Genomic DNA, 26,460 nt, shown 5'->3' on the forward strand with positions numbered 1-26,460 from the left:
GCCGCTGGCGTCGGCCTCCGATGTCGGCCGTGCCAGTTCGCGGCGGCCGCCAACCCTCGTCATCTCCCCGAAGCGTCGCCTAACCTGATCACATCGGACGTTGATTTTCCGCGATCCCGTTTCCTTTCGTTTTGTAATAATCCTTGGAAACTGTCATATCATGTCGCCCCTCCGGCCGCGTTCGCATGGCAGCCGAATATGACTGACCCCGTTTACAAGGATTCTGGATGGAAGCATTCGTGCAAGGGCTGATCGATGCCGTCAACGGTGTGCTGTGGAACTACGTGCTGATTGCGCTGCTGCTCGGCGTGGGCGCGTGGTTCACGCTGCGGTTCCGAATGATCCAGCTGAAGGCGCTGCTCCTCAGCATGAAGCTGGTCGGCAGCAAGGGCGAGCCGGGCAGCATCTCGTCGTTCCAGGCGTTCGCGACCGGCCTCGCGAGCCGCGTGGGCACCGGCAACATCGCGGGTGTCGCGGTCGCGCTGACGGTCGGCGGGCCGGGCGCGATCTTCTGGATGTGGATGACGGCGCTCGTCGGCATGTCGTCCGCGTTCGTCGAAGCGACGCTCGCGCAGATCTTCAAGGTGTCGCACCCGGACGGCAGCTATCGCGGCGGCCCCGCGTACTACATCCAGACGGGCCTGCGCTCGCGCGGCTTCGGCGTGTTGTTCTCGCTGTCGCTGATCCTCGCGTTCGGCTTCGTGTTCAACGCGGTGCAGGCCAATGCGATCGCCGATGCATTTCACACGTCGTTCGGCTGGCGCCGCGAGACGGTTGGCCTCGGCCTCGTGTTGCTCACCGCGCCGCTCATCTTCGGCGGCATTCGCCGCATCGCGTCGGTCGCGCAGGTGATCGTGCCCGTGATGGCGATCGGCTATCTCGCGCTGGCCGTCTACGCGGTTGCGACGCACGCGGCGCTGGTGCCGGGCGTGATCGCGCTGATCGTGAAGAGTGCGTTCGGGCTCGAGCAGGCGGCGGGTGGCCTGACCGGCTATGCGGTCAGCCAGGCGGTCGCGATGGGCGTGAAACGCGGGCTGTTCTCGAACGAAGCCGGCATGGGTAGCGCGCCGAACGCGGCCGCGACCGCGAGCGTGCGGCATCCGGTCGTGCAGGGGCTGATCCAGATGCTCGGCGTGTTCGTCGACACGATCGTGATCTGCAGCGCGACCGCGTTCGTGATCCTGCTGTCGGGCCAGTACGAACTCGGCACCGGCATGGAAGGCGCGGCGCTCACGCAGCGCGCGATCGCGAGCCACGTCGGCGGTTGGGGCGGCATCTACATGGCCGTCGCGATCTTCTTTTTCGCGTACTCGTCGGTGATCGGCAACTACGCGTATGCGGAAGGCAACGTCGAGTTCATCACGAAGCGGCGCGGCGTGCTGCCGCTGTTCCGCATCGCGGTGCTGGGGATGGTGATGTTCGGCAGCGTCGGGCAACTGCCGCTGGTGTGGGCGATGGCCGATACGAGCATGGGGCTGATGGCGATCATCAACCTGGTCGCGATCCTCGCGCTCGGCAAGTATGCGCATGCCGCGTGGCGCGACTATCGCCACCAGCGCGCGCAGGGCATTGCCGAGCCGGTGTTCACGCGCAACACGATTCCCGAGCTCGCACGCGTGCTGCCGGCCGACGTGTGGGGCGAGCACGGCCCGCTGCCGCTGCGTCCGGCTTCGGCTGATGCGGTGGACGAAGCGGCGAACGACGCGGTGGCCGAAGCCCGCGTGGCGGTGCGCGAGTCATGAACGGCGAGCGGCTCCGTGCATTCGTCGCGCTGATGCCCGATACGGCATCGCGCGACGCGCTGCACGCGCTGCCGGTCACCCGCGGCGCACGGCGCACGCTGCCCGCGCAACTGCACGTGACGCTTGCGTTCATCGGCGCGATCGAACGCGCACGGTGCGACGCGCTGGCCGAGCGGCTGCCGGCGCTCGCGAGCGCGCATGCGCTGCCGTTGCAGCGGGTCGAGCGGATCGCGTGGTGGCCGAGCCTGCCGCGCGCGCGGCTGATCGTCGCGGAACTCGCTGCCGATCCCGCCTGTACGGCGCTGAATGCCGATTTGTCCGCGCTGTTGCGCGACCTGGGCGTGCCGGCCGACCGCCGGCCGTTCCGGCCGCATGTGACGCTCGCGCGGCTGCCGCGCGATGCTGACGGACAGCCCGCGCACGGCGGCGCGACCGGTCGACCGGTCGCGGTGCGCTTCGTCGCGCTGACGTTGTTCGAAAGCCGGCAGTCGCACGACGGTGTGTCGCATGTGCCGATCGTGTCGGTGCCGATCGGGCGGGCGTAGCGGGAAGGGGGCGGGACGAACAAGAGAGGGCCGGCGCGGCGTGCGCCGGCCTCTTGCTTTTGCGCTTACGCGGCGACCTTGTCGTTGTCGGTCACGCGCTCGACGTTGATCATGCCGACGTGGAACGCGGCCAGCGACTCGCGGTGGGCGATGCTGACGATCGCGGCCTTCGGCAGCCGTTCGGCGAACACGTGATAGAGCCGCGCTTCGTTGTCCGCGTCGAGTGCGCTCGTCGCTTCGTCGAGGAACAGGAAGTCCGGCTTGTGCAACAGCACGCGTGCGCCGGCGAGACGCTGCTGTTCGCCGGGCGACAGCACGCGCGTCCAGTGGCCGGTCTCGTCGAGGCGCCCGACGTAGTCTTCGAGGCGGCACGCGCGCAGCGCGTCGCGGCACGCGTCGTCGGTGAACGCGTCGGGCGCGGCCGGATAGGTGAGCGCGGCCTTCAGCGTGCCGATCGGCAAGTAGCTCGTCTGCGGCACGAACATCATCCGCGCGCCGACCGGCGCGTCGATCGCGCCGTCGCCGAACGGCCACAGGCCCGCAAGCGCGCGCATGAACGTGCTCTTGCCGGAACCCGACTTGCCGATCACGAGCCAGCGCGAGCCGGGTTCGATCGTCAGGTTGCCGATGTTCGCGAGCGCGGTGCCGTTCGGCAGCGCGAGCTTCAGCGACGACGTCGACAGTTTCGCGGCATCGACGTAGTGCAGGTTGATGCCGCCGTGCTCGGTTGCCGGCGACAGGCTTTCCTTCAGGTGCGACGTTCCCATCACGCGCTTGAATTCACGCAGACGGTTGACGGTTGCGCGCCATTCGACGAGGGTCGAGTAACTGTTGATGAACCACGAGAACGAATCGCTGACGGTGCCGAACGCGGACGAGATCTGCATCAGCACGCCGAACGAGAACGCGCCCGCGAAATAGCGCGGTGCGGCGACGACGAGCGGGAAGATGATCGCGATCTGCCCGTAGAAGCTCAGCACGAACGTGAGGCGCTTCGTGTACTTCATCACGCGCCACCAGTTGTCGCGAATGCGCATGAACAGGCTCTGCGCGTTGCGGGTCTCGGTTTTCTCGCCGTCGTAGAACGCGATCTGCTCGGCATTCTCGCGCACGCGGATCAGCCCGAAGCGGAAATCGGCCTCGACGCGCTGCTGCTGGTAGTTGATCGACACGAGTGGGTGGCCGACCTTCTGGATGATCAGCGAGCCGACCACCGCGTACAACGCGGCCGCCCACACCATGTAGCCGGGGATCGTGATCGGCGTCGCGCCGAGCGAGAGCGTCAGCGCGCCGGCGAGCGACCACAGGATCGTAATGAACGACACGAGCGTGACGACCGTCGACAGAAGGTCGAGCGACAGCGCGAGCGTCGTCGTCGCGAACGACTGGAGGTCGTCGGTGATCCGCTGGTCGGGGTTGTCGGCGAGGCGGTCGCGTTCGATCCGGTAGAACGCGCGATCGCCGAGCCACTGGCCGAGAAAGCGGTCGGTGAGCCACTGGCGCCAGCGGAACCCGAGCATCTGCCGCAGGTAGCGGCCGTACACCGCGAGGATGATGAAGCCGAACGCGAGTGCCGAGAACTGCATCAGCAGGTTCGGGAAGTCGTGGACGTCCTTCGACTGCAGTGCGTTGTAGAACTGCGCGTTCCACTTGTTCAGCTTGACGTTGATCCAGACGACGCAGAGATTGATCACGATGATCGTGACGAGCAGCCCCCACGCGGTTTTCCATTCGGACGACACCCAGTAGGGCTTGATGAGGCTCCATGCGGATACCGGGCGCTCGTCCTGCGGCGCGTCGGAGGCGGAGCGGACGGGATCGATCGATTGGGTCATGTGCTTCCTGATGAGTAGCCGGCGCGCGGGCCGGGCGAAGCCGGGCGCGCGCCGCGATAAGGCATGCCGGGGCGCGGCGCCGACTGACGGCGGGCGCACGGATGGTCGCCCGCGCGTCTTAAACGGCGCTTAAGGGCCGGCGGTGACGCGGCAACCGGCCGCTTGCGCGGCCGGCCTGCGGGCATTGTGCCAGAGCGGCGCGGCGCGACGGCGAATTTGCCGCAAGGGGGACAGTTTGCGGCGCTTTCCGCTTTTATGGTCTAATGGCCGACGACGAAACAGGGGTGCTTCGAGCGCGGCCGACGGTTAATTCCGGGCAACGCGGCGAGGCTGAGAAAGACCCTTCGCACCCGATCCGGGTAATACCGGCGAGGGAAGTTTCTGATCCCGCCGGGCCGCGCTGGCCGCCATCCCACATGGTCAGCGCCCGAGTCCCGCCCGGCCGGCCTTTGCTGCCGGTTTCGTCCTTTTGGGTACGCGCGTTGCGCGTTACGGAAGGAATGATGACCGCTCAATCTTCAGTCTTTTGCGCTGTTCCCGATCCGCTGTCGCGTGCGTTGGCACGGGACGGCGCGCGCGTGCCGACATCCGTCGCACGGGCCCGCGCGGTTCGCGGGGAGGGTGCGTGATGAACGTCCACGCTTCCCGGCCGGATTTCGCGGTGCTCGGCGGCGGCCTCGTCGGCCGTCTGATCGCCTGGCGGCTCGCGGGCGACGGACATCGCGTCGCACTGTACGAGCGCGGCGGCCCGGACGGCGAGCAGTCGGCCGCGTGGATCGCCGCCGCGATGCTCGCGCCGCTCGCCGAGGCGGCGAGCGCCGAACTGCTGATCACCGAACTCGGCGCCGCGTCGCTCGCGCGTTGGCCGCAATGGCTCGCGGAACTGCCCGAACCGGTGTTCTTCCAGCATCACGGCACGCTCGTCGTCTGGCATCACGCGGATCGGGCGGAGGCGCCGCTGTTCGAGCGGCGCGTGCGCGCGAACGCGCCGGCCGAGCTGTTCGACGGCGGCTTCGTCACGCTGGCCGGCGCGCAGGTCGACGCGGCCGAGCCCGCGCTCGCGGGGCGCTTCTCGCGCGGCCTGTTGCTGTCGCGCGAAGGGCAGCTCGACAACCGTCAGGCGCTGCGTGCGCTGGCGGCGGGCCTCGCGCAGCGCGGCGTCGAGCTGCACTGGCACGCGACGATCGACGACGCGAACCGGCCCGACGCACATTTCACGATCGATTGCCGCGGCCTCGGCGCGAAATCCGCGCTGCCCGCGCTGCGCGGCATCCGCGGCGAAGTCGCGCGGGTGCGCGCGCCCGGCATCGGGCTCACGCGGCCCGTGCGGCTGTTGCATCCGCGCTATCCGCTGTACATCGCGCCGAAACAGGACGACCTGTACGTGATCGGCGCGACCGAGGTGGAGGGCGAGGACATGTCGCCCGTCAGCGTGCGCTCCGCGCTCGAACTGCTGAGCGCGGCGTTCTCCGTGCACCCGGCGTTCGGCGAGGCGCGCATCCTCGAACTCAATGCGCAGTGCCGCCCGACGCTGCCCGACCATCGCCCGGCGGTGATCTGGGACGGCGCGACGACGCTCGCCGTCAACGGCCTGTACCGGCACGGCTTCATGATCGCGCCGGAAGTCGCGCATGCGGCGGTCGCGTTCGCGCAGGCCGCGCTCGGCGGCGCGTTCGCCGGTGCCGATGCGTTCACCGCGTGGCGCGATGCCGCGCGCTGGCCGGCGCTCCTTCATCACCGCGACGACGCGCGCCAGCCGGCCTGATGCGCGCCGCCGACCGAATTCGATCAAGCCTCATGGATATCCAGATCAACCAACAGACCCTGACGCTGCCCGACGGCGCGACGGTGGCCGACGCACTCGTGGCGTTCGGCGCGCGTCCGCCGTACGCGGTCGCGCTGAACGGCAATTTCGTCGCGCGCACGCAGCATGCGGCGCGCGCGCTCGCGACGGGCGACAAGCTCGACGTGGTGCACCCCGTCGCGGGCGGCTGAGCGCCGCCGGTTCGCCCCCGCTCTTCCAGGAAAACGACATGACGTCCCTCACTTCCGCCGACGCGCTGACGCTGTACGGCGAAACCTTCGCAAGCCGCGTGCTGCTCGGCACATCGCGCTATCCGTCGCTGCAGTCGCTGTCCGATTCGATCGCCGCGTCGCGTCCCGGAATGGTGACGGTCGCGCTGCGCCGCCAGATGACGGGCGGCACCGCCGAAGCCGGCTTCTTCGACCTGCTCAAGCGTCACGCGGTGCCGCTGCTGCCGAACACCGCCGGTTGCCAGACCGTCGCCGAGGCGGTGACGACCGCGCACATGGCGCGCGAGGTCTTCGACACCGACTGGATCAAGCTCGAGCTGATCGGCGACGACTACACGCTGCAGCCCGACCCGGTCGGCCTGATCGAGGCGGCCGCGCAACTGGTCAAGGACGGCTTCAAGGTGCTGCCGTACTGCACCGAGGACCTCGTGATCGGCCGGCGCCTGCTTGACGTCGGCTGCGAGGCCCTGATGCCGTGGGGCGCGCCGATCGGCACCGGCAAGGGCGTCGTGAACCCGTACGGGCTGCGCGTGCTGCGCGAGCGGCTGCCGGACGTGCCGCTGATCGTCGACGCCGGGCTCGGCGTGCCGTCGCATGCGTGCCAGGTCATGGAGTGGGGCTTCGACGGCGTGCTGCTGAACACGGCCGTGTCGCAGGCCACGCATCCGGAGATCATGGCGCGCGCGTTCGCGCAGGGTGTCGAGGCCGGCCGCGCGGCCTACCTCGCCGGGCCGATGGATGCTCGCGAGACCGCGCACGCGAGCACGCCGGTCGTCGGGATGCCGTTCTGGCACCAGGATGGGGGTGGCGCATGAGCGCGCGCTTCGCCGATGCCTTCTGGCCGCCGGCCGACGAGCTGGCCGAAGCGGCCGAGCGGATTCGCGCCCGCCTGGGCGACTGGCCGGCCGGCACGACGCCGTGGCGGCTGTGCGTCGCGGCGCCCGACGTGCCGGTCGACGGCGACGTGCTGATCGTGTCGGCCGGCGACCGTGCCGCGCAGGCGCGTGCGTCGGCCGCATCGCGCCCCGCGGCGCCGGATGCGGTCGCGATCGAGTTCGACGAGCACGGCGCGACGCTGCATGCCGCGGGCGTGCGCCATACGCTGGAAGCCGCGCATCCGCTCGCCGACGACTGGATTGCGGCGCTGGCCGCGTTTCTCGATTGCGGTTTCGCGCCGATCGACGCGCTGGTGCTCGCGCTGGCGTGGCGTGACGGCGACGAGACGCGCGGCGCGGATGCGTGGCCGGTCGACGCCGCGCGATTTCCGCGCGTCGCCGGCCTGGCCGCCGCGCCGGAGCCCGCATTCCCGCCGTGCCCCGCGCAACTCGGCCTCTATCCGGTCGTCCCCGACGCCGAATGGGTCGAGCGCGTGCTCGATTGCGGCGCGCGGACCGTGCAGCTGCGCGTGAAAGGTGCGGACCCCGCCGCGTTGCGCGGCGAAATCGCGCGTGCGGTCGCGGCCGGGCGCGGCTATCCCGATGCGCGCGTGTTCATCAACGATCACTGGCAGATCGCGGTAGAAGAGGGGGCGTACGGCGTACATCTGGGTCAGGAAGACCTGGAGACGGCCGATCTGGCCGCGATCGCGCGCGCCGGCCTGCGGCTCGGGCTGTCGAGCCACGGTTATTACGAGATGTTGCGGGCGTTGCACGAGCGCCCCAGCTATCTCGCGCTCGGTCCCGTGTACGCGACCGCGACCAAGGCGGTTGCGGCGCCGCCGCAGGGACTCGCGCGGATCGCCCGCTATGCGCGCTTCGCGGGGGCGCGGGCGCCGCTCGTCGCGATCGGCGGCGTGGGCCTCGACGCGTTGCCTGACGTGCTGGCGACGGGCGTCGGCAGCGTCGCGGTCGTCAGTGCGATAACGGGCGCTATCGATTATCGAGCGGCGATTGTTGCGTTGCAGCAATGTTTTGCCGGACAATTTGACAATCATTGACCGCAGGGCCCGGAACGGCGTCACGACATCATTCCAATGCAGGCCCTATAATTCGGCGTTCTGCGTTAAAGGACTGTCAGCTCCGTGAGCCCCACTCCTACCGAGACTCTGCTGGAACTTCGCGACGTCGACTTTGGCTATGGCGACCGCCTCGTCCTGTCGAACCTGAACCTGCGCTTCGGGCGCGGCCAGGTCGTCGCTGTCATGGGCGGGTCGGGCTGCGGCAAGACGACCGTGCTGCGCCTGATCGGCGGCCTGGTGCGTGCGCGCCGTGGCCAGGTGCTGTTCGACGGCGCCGACGTCGGCGCGCAGACGCGCGACGGCCTGTACGCGCTGCGCCGCAAGATGGGCATGCTGTTCCAGTTCGGCGCGCTGTTCACCGACATGTCGGTGTTCGAGAACGTCGCGTTCGCGCTGCGCGAACATACCGACCTGCCCGAAGACCTGATCCGCGACCTCGTGCTGATGAAGCTCAACGCGGTCGGGCTGCGCGGCGCGCGCGACCTGATGCCCTCCGAGGTGTCGGGCGGGATGGCGCGCCGTATCGCGCTCGCGCGCGCGATCGCGCTCGATCCGCAGCTCATCATGTACGACGAGCCGTTCGCGGGCCTCGATCCGATCTCGCTCGGCATCACCGCGAATCTGATCCGCACGCTGAATCAGGCGCTCGGCGCAACGTCGATCCTCGTCACGCACGATGTGCCGGAATCCTTCGCGATCGCCGATTACGTGTATTTTCTGGCCAACGGCGGCGTGCTCGCGCAGGGTACGCCCGCCGAGCTGCGCGCGTCGACCGATCCGAGCGTGCGGCAGTTCATCGACGGCGCGCCGGACGGCCCGTTCAAATTTCATTACACGAGCCCGCCGCTGGCGGCGGATTTCGGGCTCGGCGGAGGGCGCGCATGATCAGCGCGATCGGACGTTACGTCATCGGCGGCCTCGAGCGCGCGGGCTACGGCACGCGGCTGTTCGTGCGCCTCGTGCTGGAATTCTTCCCGCTGCTGCGCCGGCCGCGGCTGGTCACGAAGCAGATCCACTTCCTCGGCAACTATTCGTTCGTGATCATTGCCGTGTCGGGCCTGTTCGTCGGCTTCGTGCTCGGCCTGCAGGGCTACTACACGCTGAACCGCTACGGGTCCGAGCAGGCGCTCGGCCTGCTGGTCGCGCTGTCGCTCGTGCGCGAGCTCGGCCCGGTCGTGACCGCGCTGCTGTTCGCGGGCCGCGCGGGCACGTCGCTCACGGCCGAGATCGGCCTGATGAAGGCCGGCGAGCAGCTCACCGCGCTCGAGATGATGGCCGTCGACCCGATCAAGACGGTGATCGCGCCGCGCCTGTGGGCCGGCATCATCGCGATGCCGCTGCTCGCCGCGATCTTCAACGCGGTCGGTGTGCTCGGCGGTTATTTCGTCGGCGTCGTGCTGATCGGCGTCGATCCCGGCGCGTTCTGGTCGCAGATGCAGGGCGGGGTCCAGGTGTGGGCCGACGTCGGCAACGGCGTGATCAAGAGCATCGTGTTCGGGTTCGCCGTGACCTTCATTGCACTGTTTCAAGGGTATGAAGCGAAGCCCACGCCCGAGGGCGTGTCGCGTGCGACGACCAAGACGGTCGTATTCGCATCGCTCGCCGTACTCGGCCTCGATTTCCTGCTGACTGCGCTGATGTTCAGCTAAGCCTCAGCCAAGCCAAATTTTGGGATGACGATGAAAAAGACTGCTCTCGACTTCTGGGTCGGCCTGTTCGTGGTGGTGGGCTTCCTTGCGGTGCTGTTCCTGGCGCTCAAGGTCGGCAACATGAGCTCGCTGTCGTTTCAGCCGACCTACTCGGTGAGGATGAAATTCGACAACATCGGCGGGCTGAAGCCGCGTGCGGCCGTGAAGAGCGCGGGCGTCGTGGTCGGCCGCGTGAAGGCGATCGGCTTCGACAGCAATACGTATCAGGCGCTCGTGACGATCGACGTCGACGGCCAATACCCGTTCCCGAAGGATTCGTCGGCGAAGATCCTGACGTCCGGCCTGCTCGGCGAGCAGTACATCGGCCTCGATCCGGGCGGCGACACCGAAATGCTGAAGTCGGGCGATACGATCACGATGACGCAGTCGGCGATCGTGCTCGAGAATCTGATCGGCCAGTTCCTGTACAGCAAGGCGGCCGACGCGGGCGGCGCGAAGCCGGCTTCCGGTGCGTCGGCAGCACCGGCAGCACCGGCCGCGCCCGCACCGGTCGCGGTGCCGGCGTCCGCGGTGTCCGGCTCGGCTGCCCAATAACCACACGAGAGAAAGACAAGAGGGAATGACCATGCAGACGATCCGCATCAGGCACGCCGCGCTCGCAGTGGCGGCAGTCGCCGCGTTGAGCGGTTGCGCGACTGTACAGACGCCGACCAAGGGCGATCCGCTCGAAGGTTTCAACCGGTCGATGTACAAGTTCAACGACACGGTCGACACGTATGCGCTGAAGCCGGTCGCGAAGGGCTACCAGTACGTGGTGCCGCAGCCGGTGCGCGACAGCGTGACGAACTTCTTCTCGAACATCGGCGACGTCTACATCGCGGCGAACAACATCGTGCAGCTGCGGATCGCGGACGGCGTCGGCGACATCATGCGCGTCGTGATCAACACGGTGTTCGGTGTCGGCGGCCTGTTCGACGTCGCGACGATCGCGAAACTGCCGAAGCACACGGCCGACTTCGGGATCACGATGGGCCGCTACGGCATGCCGTCGGGCCCGTACCTCGTGCTGCCGCTGCTCGGCCCGAGCACGCTGCGCGACACGGCAGGCCTCGGCGTCGACTACGTCGGCAACCCGCTCACCTACGTGAAGCCGGACGGCCTGAGCTGGGGCCTGTTCGGCGTGAACCTCGTCAACACGCGTGCGAACCTGCTCGGCGCGGGCGACGTGCTGGATGCCGCGGCGCTCGACAAGTATTCGTTCGTACGTAACGCGTACCTGCAACGCCGTCAGATGCTGATCAGCAACGCGCGCGGCGAGGCCGCCGCGACGTCGAGCAACGACGCGCTGCCGAAGTACGAGCTGCCGGACGACGGCGCGGCACCGGCGGCAGCCGGCGCGGCCGGTACGGCCGGTACGGCGGGCGCAGCGGCCGTTGGCGGCGCGACCGCGCCGGCCGGCGCATCGGGTGCGGGCGTTCCCGCACCGGCGTCGGGCACGCCCGAAGCGCCGAACCCGGCCAGCGAAACGAACGTGCCGGCGATGCAGGTGGCGCCGCCGTCGCCGGGCGGGTTCCGCTTCCCGAGCATCCGGCTGCACTGATCAACTTACATTCGTTACAGCCGGAAACGATTCAGTCGGTAGCGTTCGCGAACTTGCGCGTAAGCTACCGGCTCCAACCTCCGGATCGACTCTTCATGCAGGTCACTATGATGAAAAAACTGTTCCTGATTCCCGTTTTCGCGGCGCTGTTCTCGTTCGGCAGCGCAGCTCACGCGCAAGTCGACCAGTCGAACCCGCAGGCGCTGATCAAGACGGCGACGCAGCAGGTGCTCGACGAGGTCAAGCAGCAGACGATCAAGCAGGGCGACACCAACCGCATCATCACGATCGTCAACAAGGACATCCTGCCGTACACCGATTTCCGCCGTACCACGCAGCTCGCGATGGGCCGCAACTGGCGCGCGGCGTCGGTCGAGCAGCAGCAGCAGGTTCAGGAGCAGTTCAAGCTGCTGCTGATCCGCACGTATTCGGGCGCGCTCGCGCAGCTGAAGCCGGACCAGCAGATCCAGTACCCGCCGTTCCGCGCCGATCCTGCCGACACCGACGTCGTCGTGAAGACGGTCGCGATGAACAACGGTCAACCGGTCCAGATCGACTACCGCCTGTACAAGACGGCCAACGGCTGGAAGGTATATGACCTGAACGTGCTCGGCGCATGGCTGATCCAGACGTACCAGCAGCAGTTCAACGAGAAGATCCAGCAAAGCGGCGTGGACGGCCTGATCAAGTTCCTGACGCAGCGCAACCAGGAACTTGCCGCGGGCAAGCAAGCTTCGTGAGCGGCTTCGCAGCCGGCTCCTCGCTGACCGTCGCGAGCGCGAAGTCCGCGCTCGCGGACGGTCTCGCGCGCATCGACGCGGGCGCCACCGCCGTCGATTGCGCGGCGCTGACGCAGTTCGACTCGTCCGCGCTCGCCGTGCTGCTCGCATGGCAACGTGCCGCGAAAGCCCGCGGCGCGACCCTCGACATCCTCAATCTCCCCCCGAAGCTCGCCAGCCTCGCGAACGCCTACGGCGTCGACGCGCTCATCGAAGGCACCGGGCGACATTGACCCTGTCCGATCGAAGCCTGCCGCGCCAGCCGGCGCGCGCACGCTTCAGGCCGCGCGCCTTCAGCGCCGGCCCCACCAGCCGGTTTGCCCTATAATCAAGCGTTTTGCGGGGCAGCCAATCGGCGTCCGGCCCCCATTTTCATCCGCAGCAAGCACAGAATAGGCGTCGCGACCCTTGCGTCGCGCACAGTCATGTCAGCCATAGAAATCCGTCACGTCAAGAAGCGCTACAAATCGCTTCAGGCGCTCAAGGGCGTCAGCCTGTCGGTCGAGGAAGGCGAGTTTTTCGGTCTGCTCGGCCCGAACGGCGCAGGCAAGACCACGCTCATCAGTATCCTCGCCGGGCTCGCCCGGGCCGATGAAGGCAGTATCTCCGTGCTCGGCCACGACGTCGTCAAGGACTTCCGGGGTGCGCGCCGCGCGCTCGGCGTCGTGCCGCAGGAACTCGTGTTCGACCCGTTCTTCACCGTTCGCGAGACGCTGCGGATCCAGTCCGGCTATTTCGGGCTGCGCCGCAACGACGACTGGATCGACGAAGTGATGGCCAATCTCGACCTCACCGAGAAGGCCGACGCGAACATGCGCGCGCTGTCGGGCGGGATGAAGCGCCGCGTGCTGGTCGCGCAGGCGCTCGTGCATCGGCCGCCCGTGATCGTGCTCGACGAGCCGACCGCCGGCGTCGACGTCGAACTGCGCCAGACGCTGTGGAAATTCATCTCGCGGCTGAACCGCGAGGGCCACACGATCGTCCTGACCACCCATTACCTCGAGGAAGCCGAGTCGCTGTGCGACCGCATCGCGATGCTGCGTCGCGGTGAAGTCGTCGCGCTCGACCGCACCGACGCGCTGCTGCGCCGCTTCGCGGGGCTGCAGCTGTACCTGCGCCTTGCTTCGGGTGCGCTGCCCGCCGAGCTGCGAGGGCTGGAGGCCGATCCGGCCGCGCGCGCGCCGGGCGAGCACCTGCTGCGTCTGACGAGCTACGACGATGTCGAACGCATCCTCGCGCAGTGTCGCGCGGCGGGCTGCACGTTCGACGAGATCGAGGTCCGCAAGGCCGACCTCGAAGATGTGTTCGTCCAGGTGATGAACGGGGCCGAGGTGATCGAGGGGCTGGCATGAATCAACAACCCACACGCGAATTGCGTTCGCCCGGGGAGGCGCGGCCCCCCCGTTCCCGGCAAACGCCCGAGCCCGTCGTAGTGGCTGGAAGCGGGTTTCGCACGCTGTTCTACAAGGAACTGCTGCGTTTCTGGAAAGTGTCGTTCCAGACGGTGTGCGCGCCGATCGTGACGGCGCTGCTGTATCTGACCATCTTCGGCCACGCGCTGTCGGGCCGCGTCGAGGTGTATCCAGGCGTCGAGTACGTGAGCTTTCTCGTGCCCGGCCTCGTGATGATGAGCGTGCTGCAGAACGCGTTCGCGAACAGCTCGTCATCGCTGATCCAGTCGAAGATCACCGGCAACCTCGTGTTCATGCTGTTGCCGCCGCTGTCGTACCGCGACATCTTCGGCGCCTACGTGCTCGCGTCCGTCGTGCGCGGCCTCGCGGTCGGCGCGGGCGTGTTCGTCGTGACGATCTGGTTTATCCCGATGCATTTCGCGGCGCCGTTGTTCATCATCGCATTCGCGCTGCTCGGCTCGGCGATCCTCGGCACGCTGGGGCTGATCGCCGGGATCTGGGCCGAGAAGTTCGACCAGCTCGCCGCGTTCCAGAACTTCCTGATCATGCCGCTGACGTTCCTGTCCGGCGTGTTCTATTCGACGCACTCGCTGCCGCCCGTGTGGCGCGAGATCTCGCGTCTCAACCCGTTTTTCTACATGATCGACGGCTTCCGTTACGGGTTCTTCGGCGCGTCCGACATCAACCCGCTCGCGAGCCTCGCGATCGTCACCGGTTTCTTCGTGCTGCTCGCGATCTTCGCGATGCGGCTGCTCGCGACCGGCTACAAACTGCGTCATTGATATCGACAGGCAGCGGCCGCCCACGGGCGGCGCGCGCCGACAGGAGCCCCCTCATGTTGCCGACTCCCGAACAGGTCAAGCAATACATCGCCGGCGGTCTCGCCTGCACTCATCTGGAAGTCGAAGGCGACGGCCAGCATTTCTTCGCGACGATCGTGTCGGCGGCCTTCGAAGGCAAGCGGCCGATCCAGCGGCACCAGCTCGTCTATGCGGCGCTCGGCGATCGCATGAAACAGGAAATCCACGCGCTCAGCATGAAGACGCTGACGCCCGCCGAATGGCAGAACGCATAACCGGAACCACTGAGTGCAAGTCACCGTCAACGAGCGCGACGCCGTCCAGAGCGTCGCCACGGCACACCCGGCCGCTAACGGGGAATCGCAGGGACACGGGATGGACAAGCTGGTGGTCGAAGGCGGTCGCCGGCTCTCGGGCGAGATCGTCGTGTCGGGCGCGAAGAATGCCGCGCTGCCGATCCTGTGCGCGGGGCTGCTCAGCGCCGAGCCGGTCGAGCTCGACAACGTGCCGAACCTGAAGGACGTGCGCACCACGCTGAAGGTGCTGAACCAGATGGGCGTGAAGAGCGAAACGGACGGCTGCCGCGTGCAGCTCGACGCGTCGCGCGTCGACAACCTCGTCGCGCCGTACGAGCTCGTCAAGACGATGCGCGCGTCGATCCTCGTGCTCGGGCCGCTGCTCGCGCGCTTCGGCGAGGCGAAGGTGTCGCTGCCGGGCGGCTGCGCGATCGGCGCGCGTCCGGTCGACCAGCACATCAAGGGCCTGCAGGCGATGGGCGCCGAGATCAGCATCGAGCACGGCTTCATCGAAGCGCGCGCGAAGCGCCTGAAGGGCGCGCGCATCGTGACCGACATGATCACGGTGACGGGGACGGAAAACCTGCTGATGGCCGCGACGCTGGCCGACGGCGAGACGGTGATCGAGAACGCGGCGCGCGAGCCGGAAGTGAGCGATCTCGCACACTTGCTGGTCGCGATGGGCGCGAAAATCGCCGGCATCGGCACCGATCGCCTCGTGATCCAGGGCGTCGAGCGGCTGCACGGCGCACGCCATTCGGTGATTCCCGACCGCATCGAGGCCGGCACGTTCCTGTGCGCGGTCGCGGCGGCCGGCGGCGACGTGCTGCTGACGGGCGTGCGCCCGCACATCCTCGACGCAGTGATCGACAAGCTGCGCGAGGCCGGCGTGTCGATCGAGGAAGGCGACAGCTGGCTGCGCGTGCGGATGGACCGCCGCCCGTCGGCGGTGACGATCCGCACGTCGGAATACCCGGCGTTCCCGACCGACATGCAGGCGCAGTTCATGGCCCTCAATTCGGTCGCGACGGGCACCGCGCAGATCGTCGAGACCATCTTCGAGAACCGCTTCATGCACGTGCAGGAGCTGAACCGGCTCGGCGCGAACATCACGATCGACGGCAACACGGCGCTCGTGACGGGCGTCGACAAGCTGTCCGGCGCGAACGTGATGGCGACCGACCTGCGCGCTTCGGCGAGTCTCGTGATCGCCGGGCTGCGCGCCGAAGGCGAAACGCTCGTCGACCGCATCTATCACCTGGACCGCGGCTACGACCGCATGGAAACCAAACTGACCGCCGTCGGCGCGAACGTGCGCCGCCTCTCCGGGAGCCAAGCATGACCGCGCCGCTGACCCTCGCCCTGTCGAAGGGCCGGATTTTCGAGGAAACCCTGCCGCTGCTGGCGGCCGCCGGCGTGCAGGTGGCCGAGGATCCGGAAACGTCGCGCAAGCTGATCCTGCCGACGACCGATCCGAACCTGCGCGTGATCATCGTGCGCGCGAGCGACGTGCCGACCTATGTCGAATACGGCGCGGCCGATTTCGGCGTGGCCGGCAAGGACGTGCTGGTCGAGCATGGCGGCTCGGGCCTGTACCAGCCGATCGATCTGAACATTGCACGCTGCCGGATGTCGGTGGCCGTGCCGGCCGGCTTCGACTACGCGAACGCGGTGCGCCAGGGCGCGCGCCTGCGGGTTGCGACCAAGTACGTCGAAACGGCACGCGAACACTTCGCCGCGAAGGGCGTGCACGTCGACCTGATCAAGCTGTACGGCTCGATGGAGCTGGCGCCGCTGGTCGGGCTGGCCGACGCGATCGTCGACCTCGTCAGCTCGGGCGGCACGCTGAAGGCGAACAATCTGGTCGAGGTCGAGGAGATCATGGCGATCTCGTCGCGCCTCGTCGTGAACCAGGCTGCGCTGAAGTTGAAGCGCGCGGCGCTCAAGCCGATTCTCGACGCGTTCGAACGCGCGTCGCAGAATGGCAATTGAGCGCATCACCGTAACGGAACTCCCATGGCCATCACCATCCGCAAACTCGATTCGACGAGCGACGGCTTCGGCGCCGCGCTGCGCGCGGTGCTCGCGTTCGAGGCGAGCGAGGACGAAGCGATCGAGCAATCGGTCGCGCAGATCCTCGCCGACGTGAAGTCGCGCGGCGACGCCGCGGTGCTCGAGTACACGAACCGCTTCGACCGGCTGGACGCGAGCAGCGTCGCCGCGCTCGAACTGCCGCAGGACGCGCTGCAGACGGCGCTCGACGGCCTCGCGCCGAAGGCGCGCGCGGCGCTGGAAGCGGCCGCCGCACGCGTGCGTGCGTACCACGAGAAGCAGAAGATCGAGTGCGGCACGCATAGCTGGCAGTACACGGAAAGCGACGGCACGGTGCTCGGCCAGAAGGTCACGCCGCTCGACCGCGTCGGCCTGTACGTGCCGGGCGGCAAGGCCGCCTATCCGTCGTCGGTGCTGATGAACGCGATTCCCGCGCGTGTCGCGGGCGTCGGCGAGATCGTGATGGTCGTGCCGACCCCGGACGGCGTGAAGAACGAGCTCGTGCTCGCCGCGGCGCTGCTCGGCGGCGTCGATCGCGTGTTCACGATCGGCGGCGCGCAGGCGGTCGGCGCGCTCGCGTACGGCACGGCCACGGTGCCGCCGGTCGACAAGATCTGCGGGCCGGGCAATGCGTACGTCGCATCGGCGAAGCGTCGCGTGTTCGGCACGGTCGGCATCGACATGATCGCCGGCCCGTCGGAAATCCTCGTGCTGTGCGACGGCACGACCGATCCGAGCTGGGTCGCGATGGACCTGTTCTCGCAGGCCGAACACGACGAGCTCGCGCAGTCGATCCTGCTGTGCCCGGACGCCGCGTTCCTCGAGCGCGTCGAGAAGGCGATCGACGAGCTGCTGCCGACGATGCCGCGCCGGGAGGTGATCCGTGCGTCGCTCGAAGGCCGCGGCGCGCTGATCAAGGTGCGCGACATGGCCGAAGCGTGCCGGATCGCGAACGACATCGCGCCCGAGCACCTCGAGATTTCCGCGCTGGAGCCGCAGCAATGGGGCCAGCAGATCCGCCATGCCGGCGCGATCTTCCTCGGCCGCTACACGAGCGAAAGCCTCGGCGACTACTGTGCGGGCCCGAACCACGTGCTGCCGACGTCGCGCACCGCGCGCTTCTCGTCGCCGCTCGGCGTGTACGACTTCATCAAGCGCTCGAGCCTGATCGAAGTCAGCGCCGAAGGTGCGCAGACGTTGGGCGAGATCGCATCCGAGCTCGCGTACGGCGAAGGGCTGCAGGCGCACGCGCGCAGCGCCGAGCTCCGGATGAAGGGGTGACACGCGCCGCAGCCGGTGCCGACGCACCGGCCGCGGTCGACGAGGAGACCCCGCGCAGGGCGGCAGCCGCCGCCGTGCCGAGACCATTTGACGCCGGCGCGAAGCACGCCGGCTTGAGACCATGACGACGCCCCAAGACATCATCCGCCGCGACGTGCTCGCGATGACGAGCTACCCGGTGCCCGACGCGAGCGGCTTCGTGAAGCTCGACGCGATGGAGAATCCGTATTCGCTGCCCGCGCCGCTGGCGGCCGCGCTCGGCGAGCGCCTCGCGCAGGTCGCGCTGAACCGCTACCCGGCGCCGCGCCCGGGCGCGCTGCTCGACAAGCTGCGCCGCGCGATGGGCGTGCCGGCCGCGTGCGACGTGCTGCTCGGCAACGGCTCGGACGAAATCATCAGCATGATGTCGGTGGCCTGCGCGAAGCCGGGCGCGAAGGTGCTCGCGCCGGTGCCGGGCTTCGTGATGTACGAGCTGTCCGCGAAGTTCGCGCAGCTCGAATTCGTCGGTGTGCCGCTCAAGGACGACCTGACGCTCGACGCCGACGCGATGATCGCGGCGATCGCCGAGCACCGGCCCGCGCTCGTCTATCTCGCGTACCCGAACAACCCGACCGGCACGCTGTACGACGAAGCCGACGTCGAGCGGATCATCGCGGCCGCGCAACACAGCCTGATCGTGATCGACGAGGCGTATCAGCCGTTCGCGGAGCGCTCTTGGCTGCCGCGCGCCGCCGAGTTCGACAACGTCGTCGTGATGCGCACGGTGTCGAAGCTCGGCCTGGCGGGCATCCGCCTCGGTTATCTCGCCGGGCTGCCCGCGTGGCTGACCGAGTTCGACAAGGTGCGCCCGCCGTACAACATCAACGTGTTGACCCAGGCGAGCGCCGATTTCCTGCTCGACCACCTCGACGTGCTCGATGCGCAGGCGGCCGAACTGCGTGCGGAACGCACGCGCCTCGCGCAGGCCGTGGCCGCGCTGCCGGGCGCGACGGTGTTCCCGAGCGCCGGCAATTTCCTGCTGGTGCGCGTGCCGGACGCGGCGGCCGTGTTCGATGCGCTGCTCACCGAGCGGGTGCTGATCAAAAACGTGAGTAAAATGCATCCGTTGCTGGCCGAATGCGTGCGGCTGACCGTCGGTTCTCCCGACGAAAACGCGCGCCTGCTGGCTGCCTTGAAACTCGCGCTGCCCGGTTGAGCCCAGGGCGCGGCGGCGCGCGACGATCAATCCCCATTTACATCAGACTCATTCAAGGAATTGCCATGCGTGTGGCGGAAGTCGTTCGCAATACCAGCGAAACGCAGATCCGTGTGAAGCTCGATCTCGACGGTACGGGCCGGCAGAAGCTGGCCACCGGCGTGCCGTTTCTCGACCATATGCTCGATCAGATCGCGCGACATGGTCTGATCGATCTCGAGGTCGAAGCGCATGGCGATACACACATCGACGACCACCACACGGTCGAGGACGTCGGTATCACGGTCGGCCAGGCCGTCGCGAAGGCGATCGGCGACAAGAAGGGCATTCGCCGCTACGGCCATTCGTACGTGCCGCTCGACGAGGCGCTGTCGCGCGTCGTGATCGACTTCTCGGGCCGGCCGGGTCTCGAATTCCACGTGCCGTTCACGCGTGCGCGGATCGGTACGTTCGACGTCGACCTGTCGATCGAATTCTTCCGCGGATTCGTGAACCACGCGGGCGTCACGCTGCATGTCGACAACCTGCGCGGGATCAACGCGCACCATCAGCTCGAAACGGTGTTCAAGGCCTTCGGCCGGGCGCTGCGTGCGGCGGTGGAGCTCGACGAGCGCGCGGCGGGGCAGATTCCGTCGACGAAGGGCAGCCTCTAACCTTCCGAACGGGCCCACGCCCAGGACAACCTCACGGCTTCGGCGCGGCGCGCCGGCTTGCGATGGATCTGCTCAAATCGTTCATTTCGCTGCTGGCGCTGATCAACCCGGTCGGCGCGGTGCCGTTCTTCCTGAGCCTGACCGCGCAGCAAACGGACGGCGAGCGGCGCCGCACGATCCGGATCGCGTCGGTGTCGGTGTTCTGCGTGATGACGGTGACGACGCTGCTCGGGCAGCAGATCATCGACTTCTTCGGCATTTCGGTCGGCTCGCTCGAAGTGGGCGGCGGGATCATCATGCTGCTGATGGCGATCAACATGCTGAACGCGCAGATCGGCAACACGCGATCGACGCCGGAGGAGCGCTACGAAGCCGAGTCGAAGGACAACATCGCGGTCGTGCCGTTGGCGATTCCGCTGCTCACGGGCCCCGGCTCGATCAGCACGGTGATCATCTATGCGGCGAACTCGCATCACTGGTATGAGCGGGCCGGGCTGGTCGCGATCGGCGCGGCCCTGGCTTTTCTGTGTTTCGTCGCGATGCGGCTCGCCGAGCCGATCGCGAACTGGATCGGCCGCACCGGCATCAACATCGCCACGCGGCTGATGGGTTTGATGCTGTCGGCGCTGGCGGTGGAATTCATCGTCAATGGACTGAGGGCGCTACTGCCTGCACTGAGATGAAAACTTCGATTGCGATTGTGGATTATGGGATGGGCAACCTGCGCTCGGTCGCGCAGGCGCTCAAGAAGGCCGAACCGGCCGCCGACGTGGCGATCGTCGACACGCCGGCCGCGATTCGCGCGGCCGACCGCGTCGTGCTGCCCGGCCAGGGCGCGATGCCGGACTGCATGCGCTGCCTCGGCGAATCGGGGCTGCAGGAGGCGGTGATCGAGGCATCGCGCACGAAGCCGCTGCTCGGCGTGTGCGTCGGCGAGCAGATGCTGTTCGACTGGAGCGCGGAAGGCGACACGAAGGGCCTGGGCCTGTTGCCCGGCAAGGTCGTGCGCTTCGAGCTCGACGGCCGGCTGCAGGATGACGGCTCGCGCTTCAAGGTACCGCAGATGGGCTGGAACCGCGTGCGCCAGTCGCAGCCGCACCCGCTGTGGGACGGCGTGCCCGACGACGCATACTTTTACTTCGTACACAGCTATTACGTGAGGCCGGACAACCCGGCACACACGGTGGGCGAAACGGCATACGGCGCGCCGTTTACGTCCGCGGTCGCGCGGGACAATCTCTTCGCGACCCAATTCCACCCCGAGAAAAGCGCGGAAGTCGGGTTGCGTCTGTATCGCAACTTCGTACACTGGAAGCCGTGAGCGTCGCGTGCGTGCCACAGTCGGCGGGCCGGAACGGCCTGTCGCACACAGCGCGCTCGCGAAAGCGCCGAAAGAGTTGTACTAAACTAGCGAGGCGGCGCGGTACCGGATTGGCCGGTACGCGCCGGATTCTTTTCTTCTTCCACGACGACACCCGATTGCTATGCTGCTGATTCCGGCCATCGATCTCAAAGACGGTCAGTGTGTGCGCCTCAAACAGGGCGATATGGACCAGGCCACGATTTTCTCCGAGGACCCGGCGGCGATGGCCCGCAAGTGGGTCGATCTCGGCGCCCGGCGGCTGCATCTGGTCGACCTGAACGGCGCATTCGCCGGCAAGCCGAAGAACCTCGAGGCGATCGAAGCGATCCTCGACGAAGTCGGCGACGAAATCCCCGTACAGCTCGGCGGCGGCATCCGCAGCCTCGAGACGGTCGAGAAGTATCTCGACGCCGGCCTGTCCTACGTGATCATCGGCACGGCGGCCGTGAAGGACCCGGGTTTCCTGCGGGATGCGTGCACCGCGTTCGCGGGCAACATCATCGTCGGCCTCGATGCGAAGGACGGCAAGGTCGCGACCGACGGCTGGAGCAAGCTGACGGGCCACGAAGTGATCGATCTCGCGCTGAAGTTCGAGGACTACGGCGTCGAATCAATCGTCTACACCGACATCGGCCGCGACGGGATGCTGCAAGGCATCAACATCGAGGCGACCGTGAAGCTCGCTCAGGCGGTCGGCATTCCGGTGATCGCCAGCGGCGGCCTGTCGAACCTCGCGGACATCGATAGCCTGTGCGAAGTGGAAGAGCACGGCGTCGAAGGCGTGATCTGCGGCCGTGCGATCTACTCCGGCGATCTCGATTTCGCGGCCGCGCAAAAGCGCGCGGACGAACTGAACGGCGAACTCGACAACGCGTAAGCGCGGTTGTCCCGTTCGCCGGGGCTGCCTGCTGGCGGCCCCGACCGGAAGCCTCGCGCGAGGCTTCCGTAACCGGCCGTCCCATCGCGGCCTTTGGCGCAACATCATGGCTCTAGCTAAACGCATCATCCCCTGCCTGGACGTGACCGCCGGGCGCGTCGTCAAGGGCGTCAACTTCGTCGAGCTGCGCGATGCCGGCGACCCCGTCGAAATCGCCCGCCGCTATGACGACCAGGGCGCCGACGAACTGACGTTCCTCGACATTACCGCGACCTCCGACCAGCGCGACCTGATCCTGCCGATCATCGAAGCCGTCGCGTCGCAGGTGTTCATTCCGCTGACCGTCGGCGGCGGCGTGCGCGCCGTCGAGGACGTGCGGCGCCTGCTGAACGCGGGCGCGGACAAGGTCAGCATGAATTCGTCGGCGGTCGCGAACCCGCAGCTCGTGCGCGACGCGGCCGACAAGTACGGCTCGCAGTGCATCGTCGTCGCGATCGACGCGAAGCGCGTATCGGCCGACGGCGAGACGCCGCGCTGGGAAGTGTTCACGCACGGCGGCCGCAAGAACACGGGCCTCGACGCGATCGAATGGGCGCGCAAGATGGCCGAGCTCGGCGCGGGCGAGATCCTGCTCACGAGCATGGACCGCGACGGCACGAAGTCGGGCTTCGACCTCGCGCTCACGCGCGGCGTGTCGGACGCGGTGCCGGTGCCGGTGATCGCGTCGGGCGGCGTCGGCTCGCTGCAGCACCTGGCCGACGGCATCAAGGACGGCCGCGCCGACGCGGTGCTGGCCGCGAGTATCTTCCACTACGGCGAGCACACGGTCGGCGAGGCGAAGCGCTTCATGTCCGACCAGGGCATCCCGGTGAGGCTGTGATGAATACGGAAACGAAAGCCCTGCCCGCGTGGCTCGACAAGGTCCGCTGGGACGACAACGGCCTCGTGCCGGTGATCGCGCAGGAAGCGTCGACGAACGACGTGCTGATGTTCGCGTGGATGAATCGCGAGGCACTCGCGAAGACGATCGAAATGCAGCGGGCGGTTTATTATTCGCGCTCGCGCAAGCGCCTGTGGTTCAAGGGCGAGGAGTCGGGCCACGTGCAGCACGTGCACGAGGTACGGCTCGACTGCGACGAGGACGTCGTGCTGCTGAAAGTCGAGCAGGTGTCGGGCATCGCATGCCACACCGGCCGGCATTCGTGCTTCTTCCAGAAATTCGAAGGCACGGTGGACGGCGGCGACTGGGTCGCGGTCGATCCGGTGCTGAAAGATCCCGAACACATCTACAAATGACGCAATCGACCGAAGACACGCTGCTGCGCCTCGCGGCCGTGATCGATAGCCGCAAGGGCGGCGACCCCGATCAATCGTACGTATCGCGCCTGTTTCACAAGGGCGACGACGCGGTGCTGAAGAAGATCGGCGAAGAGGCGACCGAAGTCGTGCTGGCCGCGAAGGACGTGCGCCAGGGCGGTGCGCCGACGGCGCTGGTCGGCGAAGTAGCCGATCTGTGGTTCCATTGCCTCGTGATGCTGTCGCATTTCGACCTGAGTCCGGCCGACGTGATCGGCGAGCTCGAGCGCCGCGAAGGGCTGTCGGGTATCGAGGAAAAGGCGCTGCGCAAGCGCCGCGAGCGCGAGGAAAACGGCGGGTGACGACGCGCGGCCTGCCGCGCCGGCAACAGTGCGGTAAGCTGTAAGAATTGTCATCTAACGGGGGTAGCATCATGACCGATACGCCGAGCGAGTTTCCGACGCCGTCGGTGCCGGGCGCAGCGGACGCCGAGCGGCTGAACGGCCTGCGCACGCTGACGCACGTGCTGTACGGCCTCTACGCGATTCATTGGCTGACGGGCGGCGTAACCGGCATCATCGCGATCATCATCAACTACGTGAAGCGCGGCGACGTGGCCGGCACGCCGTACGCCGACCATTTCGAGTGGCAGATCCGCACGTTCTGGCGCGCGCTGATCGCGTACGTGATCGGCTTCGCGCTGATGTTCGTGGTGGTGGGATTCGCGATCATGTTTGTCACGTGGATCTGGACGCTGTACCGTATCATCAAGGGTTGGCTGTACCTGAACGACAACAAGACGCTCGATCCGCAGGCCTGGTTCTGACCGGCGCGCGGGGCGTTTCGCAGGAGCAACATGAGTCACGATCCGAATTGCCTGTTCTGCAAGATCGCGGCGGGCGAGATCCCGAGCGCGAAGGTGCACGAGGACGACGAATTCGTCGCGTTCCGCGACATCCGCCCGGCGGCCGAGACGCACGTACTGGTGATTCCGCGCCGGCACCTGCCGACGCTGTCGGCGGCGAGCGAGGCCGATGCGCCGATGCTCGGCCGGCTGATGCTGCTCGTCGCGCGTCTGGCCGACCAGCTCGGCGTTGCCTACACGGGCGGCGAAACCGGTTTTCGCACGGTGATCAACACGGGCCCCGGCGGCGGGCAGGAGGTCTACCACCTGCACGCGCATATCCTGGCCGGTCCGCGGCCGTGGCTGCGGATGGGTTGACGTAGCGGGGCGTTTCCCCGCATCGATAGTCGAAGCCGGCGTGCCGCCGGCGATTTGCGCCGCCACGCGGCATGGTTGAGGAGAGGTTTCATCATGGGTGGATTGAGCATTTGGCACTGGCTGATCGTGCTGCTGATCGTCGCGCTGGTTTTCGGTACGAAGAAGCTGCGCAACATCGGCAACGACCTCGGCAGCGCCGTGAAGGGCTTCAAGGACGGCATGAAGGAAGGCGAGACACCGGCCGATGCGCAGCAACTGCCGCGCACGGGCTCGGTCGACGTCGACGCGAAGGAAACGACGCGTTCCGATTCGAACAAGGCGTAACGCCGGCAAGCTGACAGGCATACGCGATGCTGGATCTCGGTCTTTCGAAGATGGCGCTGATCGGCGTCGTCGCGCTCGTGGTGCTCGGCCCCGAGCGCCTGCCGCGCGTCGCGCGCACGGCAGGCGCATTGTTCGGCCGCGCGCAGCGGTACATCAACGACGTGAAGTCCGAGGTCTCGCGCGAAATCGAACTCGACGCGCTGCGGACGATGAAGACCGATTTCGAGTCGGCCGCGCGCAATGTCGAGACGACGATTCACGACAACCTGCGCGAGCACGAGAAGGAACTGAACGACACGTGGCATTCCGCGGTCGGCGGTCTTAACGAAGGCTCGGTCGATGCCGGCACGTACGGCTCCGACACGCCTGCGGCGCCGTCGTGGCGCGGCAGTACGGCCGCGCTCTCGCGCAAGCGCCGCAACTGGCGTGTGAAGCAGGCGGCGATGCCTGTCTGGTACAAGCGCGCGACGACCCGTCGCACGCACGTGCAGTCGGGCGCCGCGCGTGTCGCGCGCCACCAGCCGGCCAGCCTGCGCCGGCCGACGCGCTTTCTCTGAGCCGAGCGCATGCTCGCTCGTCAATCCTACCGAGGGCCGGTGTGAGCGACCCCCAGCAGAATCCGGGCGACGCCCCGGAAGAAACCTTCATTTCCCATCTCGTCGAGCTTCGCGATCGCATCATTCGCGCGGGGCTGGCCGTGATCGTCGTGTTCCTCGGGCTCGTGTACTGGGCGCCCGACATCTTCCGGCTGCTCGCGCGGCCGCTGATGGAAAACCTGCCGAAGGGCGGCAGGATGATCGTGACCGACGTCACCGGCTCGTTCTTCGTGCCGATGAAGGTCACGATGCTCGTCGCGCTCGTGATCGCGTTGCCGATCGTGCTGTACCAGATCTGGGCGTTCGTCGCGCCGGGCCTGTACCAGCACGAGAAGAAGCTCGTCATGCCGCTCGTCGGCAGCAGCTACTTCCTGTTCCTGTGCGGGATGGCGTTCGCGTACTTCCTCGTGTTCCCGACGATCTTCCGCGTGATGGCGCACTACAACGCGCCGCTCGGCGCGGAGATGTCGACCGACATCGACAACTACCTGAGCTTCGTGCTCGGGATGTTCATCGCATTCGGGGTCACGTTCGAGGTGCCGATCATCGTCGTGCTGCTCGTGCGGATGGGCGTGCTGACGCTGAAGAAGCTGAAGGAGATGCGGCCGTACGTGATCGTCGGCGCGTTCGTCGTCGCGGCGGTCGTCACGCCGCCGGACGTGTTCTCGCAGCTGATGCTCGCGCTGCCGCTCATCGTGCTGTTCGAGGTCGGGCTGCTGGCCGCGCGGTTCTTCGTGCCGAAGCCAACGACGGAAGAACCCGAGCCGGAGAACGGCGCCGCCAGTTGAGCAGGAAACGGGGCACGGTGGCCGGCATGCTGGCCGCCGTCGATGCGGCCTTTCGGCAAGCCACATCGAAGCCGGGCGCGTGGCCGGAATGGCATGCGGTGAGGGCGAGAACACGGCTTCACCGCGACGAAAGCGTTTCGTTGCAAAGCGGAAGGGCAGCCGAA

At 67.5% G+C, this 26,460-nt stretch carries 32 protein-coding genes and 1 riboswitch; of the genes, 31 read left to right on the forward strand and 1 reads right to left on the reverse strand.

The features are described from left to right. Nucleotides 1–227: 227 nt before the first annotated feature. Together LMA02_RS01650 and thpR are read left to right on the forward strand one after the other, a co-directional pair. The gene (locus LMA02_RS01650) at nt 228–1,742 is read left to right on the forward strand and encodes an alanine/glycine:cation symporter family protein (RefSeq protein WP_228906604.1); all 1,515 of its coding nucleotides are present in this window, start codon (nt 228–230) and stop codon (nt 1,740–1,742) included. Next, nucleotides 1,739–2,287 carry an RNA 2',3'-cyclic phosphodiesterase gene (gene thpR / locus LMA02_RS01655; RefSeq protein ID WP_228906606.1) on the forward strand — a complete coding sequence of 183 codons (549 nt, stop codon included), beginning with the start codon at nt 1,739–1,741 and terminating at the stop codon, nt 2,285–2,287. The genes LMA02_RS01650 and thpR overlap by 4 nt, the downstream gene beginning before the upstream one ends. Before the next feature lie 65 nt (nt 2,288–2,352). On the opposite strand, the gene LMA02_RS01660 is transcribed toward thpR, so the two are convergent. Continuing rightward, the gene (locus tag LMA02_RS01660; RefSeq protein WP_228906608.1) at nt 2,353–4,122 is read right to left on the reverse strand and encodes an ABC transporter ATP-binding protein/permease; all 1,770 of its coding nucleotides are present in this window, start codon (nt 4,120–4,122) and stop codon (nt 2,353–2,355) included. 270 nt (nt 4,123–4,392) lie between these two features. Further along, nucleotides 4,393–4,516, forward strand: a riboswitch (TPP riboswitch). A 234-nt stretch (nt 4,517–4,750) separates the two neighbouring features. Between LMA02_RS01660 and LMA02_RS01665 the strand changes: the two genes are divergently transcribed. The 29 genes from LMA02_RS01665 to tatC all read left to right on the forward strand — a co-directional run bounded on the left by LMA02_RS01665 (nt 4,751) and on the right by tatC (nt 26,296). Then, nucleotides 4,751–5,887: an FAD-dependent oxidoreductase gene (locus LMA02_RS01665; protein ID WP_228906609.1), complete on the forward strand. Its 1,137-nt coding sequence runs from the start codon at nt 4,751–4,753 to the stop codon at nt 5,885–5,887. 32 nt (nt 5,888–5,919) lie between these two features. Beyond that, nucleotides 5,920–6,117: a sulfur carrier protein ThiS gene (gene thiS, locus LMA02_RS01670; RefSeq protein ID WP_006762101.1), complete on the forward strand. Its 198-nt coding sequence runs from the start codon at nt 5,920–5,922 to the stop codon at nt 6,115–6,117. A gap of 38 nt (nt 6,118–6,155) precedes the next feature. Then, complete coding sequence (locus LMA02_RS01675; RefSeq protein WP_039322226.1) at nt 6,156–6,971, forward strand: thiazole synthase; 816 nt, start codon at nt 6,156–6,158, stop codon at nt 6,969–6,971. Continuing rightward, on the forward strand, nt 6,968–8,092 hold the full coding sequence (thiE, locus tag LMA02_RS01680; RefSeq protein ID WP_228906611.1) for a thiamine phosphate synthase: 1,125 nt from the start codon (nt 6,968–6,970) through the stop codon (nt 8,090–8,092). The genes LMA02_RS01675 and thiE overlap by 4 nt, the downstream gene beginning before the upstream one ends. Nucleotides 8,093–8,176: 84 nt before the next feature. Further along, nucleotides 8,177–8,998 (forward strand): ABC transporter ATP-binding protein, encoded by an 822-nt coding sequence (locus tag LMA02_RS01685; RefSeq protein ID WP_228906613.1) that lies wholly within the window; start codon nt 8,177–8,179, stop codon nt 8,996–8,998. After that, nucleotides 8,995–9,762, forward strand: a complete 768-nt coding sequence (mlaE, locus tag LMA02_RS01690) for a lipid asymmetry maintenance ABC transporter permease subunit MlaE (protein ID WP_011655796.1) — start codon at nt 8,995–8,997, stop codon at nt 9,760–9,762. The genes LMA02_RS01685 and mlaE overlap by 4 nt, the downstream gene beginning before the upstream one ends. 24 nt (nt 9,763–9,786) lie before the next feature. Further along, entirely contained in the window at nt 9,787–10,356 is a 570-nt protein-coding gene (mlaD, locus tag LMA02_RS01695) for an outer membrane lipid asymmetry maintenance protein MlaD (protein ID WP_228906615.1), read from the forward strand. A 31-nt stretch (nt 10,357–10,387) separates the two neighbouring features. Then, complete coding sequence (locus LMA02_RS01700; protein ID WP_228906617.1) at nt 10,388–11,362, forward strand: VacJ family lipoprotein; 975 nt, start codon at nt 10,388–10,390, stop codon at nt 11,360–11,362. Between the two features lie 110 nt (nt 11,363–11,472). Next, nucleotides 11,473–12,102 (forward strand): MlaC/ttg2D family ABC transporter substrate-binding protein, encoded by a 630-nt coding sequence (locus LMA02_RS01705; RefSeq protein ID WP_228906618.1) that lies wholly within the window; start codon nt 11,473–11,475, stop codon nt 12,100–12,102. Beyond that, nucleotides 12,099–12,374 (forward strand): STAS domain-containing protein, encoded by a 276-nt coding sequence (locus LMA02_RS01710; protein ID WP_006751811.1) that lies wholly within the window; start codon nt 12,099–12,101, stop codon nt 12,372–12,374. Before LMA02_RS01705 ends, LMA02_RS01710 begins: the two co-directional genes overlap by 4 nt. 192 nt (nt 12,375–12,566) lie before the next feature. After that, entirely contained in the window at nt 12,567–13,493 is a 927-nt protein-coding gene (locus tag LMA02_RS01715; RefSeq protein WP_228906620.1) for an ABC transporter ATP-binding protein, read from the forward strand. After that, nucleotides 13,490–14,335, forward strand: a complete 846-nt coding sequence (locus LMA02_RS01720) for an ABC transporter permease (RefSeq protein ID WP_228906621.1) — start codon at nt 13,490–13,492, stop codon at nt 14,333–14,335. Before LMA02_RS01715 ends, LMA02_RS01720 begins: the two co-directional genes overlap by 4 nt. A gap of 53 nt (nt 14,336–14,388) precedes the next feature. After that, nucleotides 14,389–14,628, forward strand: a complete 240-nt coding sequence (locus LMA02_RS01725; RefSeq protein WP_006477131.1) for a BolA family protein — start codon at nt 14,389–14,391, stop codon at nt 14,626–14,628. A gap of 13 nt (nt 14,629–14,641) precedes the next feature. Then, on the forward strand, nt 14,642–15,991 hold the full coding sequence (murA, locus tag LMA02_RS01730) for a UDP-N-acetylglucosamine 1-carboxyvinyltransferase (protein ID WP_212053350.1): 1,350 nt from the start codon (nt 14,642–14,644) through the stop codon (nt 15,989–15,991). Next, nucleotides 15,988–16,641 (forward strand): ATP phosphoribosyltransferase, encoded by a 654-nt coding sequence (gene hisG, locus LMA02_RS01735; RefSeq protein WP_006751807.1) that lies wholly within the window; start codon nt 15,988–15,990, stop codon nt 16,639–16,641. The genes murA and hisG overlap by 4 nt, the downstream gene beginning before the upstream one ends. 24 nt (nt 16,642–16,665) lie before the next feature. Continuing rightward, nucleotides 16,666–17,982 carry a histidinol dehydrogenase gene (gene hisD, locus LMA02_RS01740; protein WP_228906622.1) on the forward strand — a complete coding sequence of 439 codons (1,317 nt, stop codon included), beginning with the start codon at nt 16,666–16,668 and terminating at the stop codon, nt 17,980–17,982. Between the two features lie 121 nt (nt 17,983–18,103). Continuing rightward, nucleotides 18,104–19,177 (forward strand): histidinol-phosphate transaminase, encoded by a 1,074-nt coding sequence (hisC, locus tag LMA02_RS01745; RefSeq protein ID WP_175794466.1) that lies wholly within the window; start codon nt 18,104–18,106, stop codon nt 19,175–19,177. A gap of 65 nt (nt 19,178–19,242) precedes the next feature. After that, the gene (gene hisB / locus LMA02_RS01750) at nt 19,243–19,830 is read left to right on the forward strand and encodes an imidazoleglycerol-phosphate dehydratase HisB (RefSeq protein WP_228906623.1); all 588 of its coding nucleotides are present in this window, start codon (nt 19,243–19,245) and stop codon (nt 19,828–19,830) included. Between the two features lie 62 nt (nt 19,831–19,892). Beyond that, entirely contained in the window at nt 19,893–20,513 is a 621-nt protein-coding gene (locus LMA02_RS01755; protein WP_006751803.1) for a YchE family NAAT transporter, read from the forward strand. Then, nucleotides 20,510–21,151, forward strand: a complete 642-nt coding sequence (gene hisH, locus LMA02_RS01760; RefSeq protein WP_006751802.1) for an imidazole glycerol phosphate synthase subunit HisH — start codon at nt 20,510–20,512, stop codon at nt 21,149–21,151. The genes LMA02_RS01755 and hisH overlap by 4 nt, the downstream gene beginning before the upstream one ends. A 163-nt stretch (nt 21,152–21,314) precedes the next feature. Beyond that, nucleotides 21,315–22,070 (forward strand): 1-(5-phosphoribosyl)-5-[(5-phosphoribosylamino)methylideneamino]imidazole-4-carboxamide isomerase, encoded by a 756-nt coding sequence (gene hisA, locus LMA02_RS01765; RefSeq protein WP_228906624.1) that lies wholly within the window; start codon nt 21,315–21,317, stop codon nt 22,068–22,070. A gap of 106 nt (nt 22,071–22,176) precedes the next feature. Beyond that, entirely contained in the window at nt 22,177–22,950 is a 774-nt protein-coding gene (hisF, locus tag LMA02_RS01770) for an imidazole glycerol phosphate synthase subunit HisF (RefSeq protein ID WP_006751800.1), read from the forward strand. Beyond that, complete coding sequence (gene hisI / locus LMA02_RS01775; RefSeq protein ID WP_228906625.1) at nt 22,950–23,366, forward strand: phosphoribosyl-AMP cyclohydrolase; 417 nt, start codon at nt 22,950–22,952, stop codon at nt 23,364–23,366. The genes hisF and hisI overlap by 1 nt, the downstream gene beginning before the upstream one ends. Beyond that, nucleotides 23,363–23,728, forward strand: a complete 366-nt coding sequence (locus LMA02_RS01780) for a phosphoribosyl-ATP diphosphatase (RefSeq protein WP_006751798.1) — start codon at nt 23,363–23,365, stop codon at nt 23,726–23,728. Before hisI ends, LMA02_RS01780 begins: the two co-directional genes overlap by 4 nt. A gap of 71 nt (nt 23,729–23,799) precedes the next feature. Continuing rightward, a complete protein-coding gene (locus LMA02_RS01785; RefSeq protein WP_166722066.1) occupies nt 23,800–24,192 on the forward strand; it encodes a DUF4870 family protein in 393 nt (130 codons plus the stop codon). A 30-nt stretch (nt 24,193–24,222) separates the two neighbouring features. Next, nucleotides 24,223–24,588, forward strand: a complete 366-nt coding sequence (locus LMA02_RS01790; RefSeq protein ID WP_166722065.1) for a histidine triad nucleotide-binding protein — start codon at nt 24,223–24,225, stop codon at nt 24,586–24,588. Between the two features lie 93 nt (nt 24,589–24,681). Next, nucleotides 24,682–24,912, forward strand: a complete 231-nt coding sequence (gene tatA / locus LMA02_RS01795) for a Sec-independent protein translocase subunit TatA (protein ID WP_166722064.1) — start codon at nt 24,682–24,684, stop codon at nt 24,910–24,912. A 26-nt stretch (nt 24,913–24,938) separates the two neighbouring features. Continuing rightward, entirely contained in the window at nt 24,939–25,469 is a 531-nt protein-coding gene (gene tatB / locus LMA02_RS01800; RefSeq protein ID WP_166722063.1) for a Sec-independent protein translocase protein TatB, read from the forward strand. Nucleotides 25,470–25,510: 41 nt separating this feature from the next. Continuing rightward, nucleotides 25,511–26,296, forward strand: a complete 786-nt coding sequence (gene tatC, locus LMA02_RS01805; protein WP_006751793.1) for a twin-arginine translocase subunit TatC — start codon at nt 25,511–25,513, stop codon at nt 26,294–26,296. The last annotated feature ends 164 nt before the right edge of the window (nt 26,297–26,460 follow it).

Origin of the sequence: Burkholderia sp. B21-005, assembly GCF_020843965.1 — a bacterium.
GTDB lineage: Bacteria > Pseudomonadota > Gammaproteobacteria > Burkholderiales > Burkholderiaceae > Burkholderia > Burkholderia ambifaria.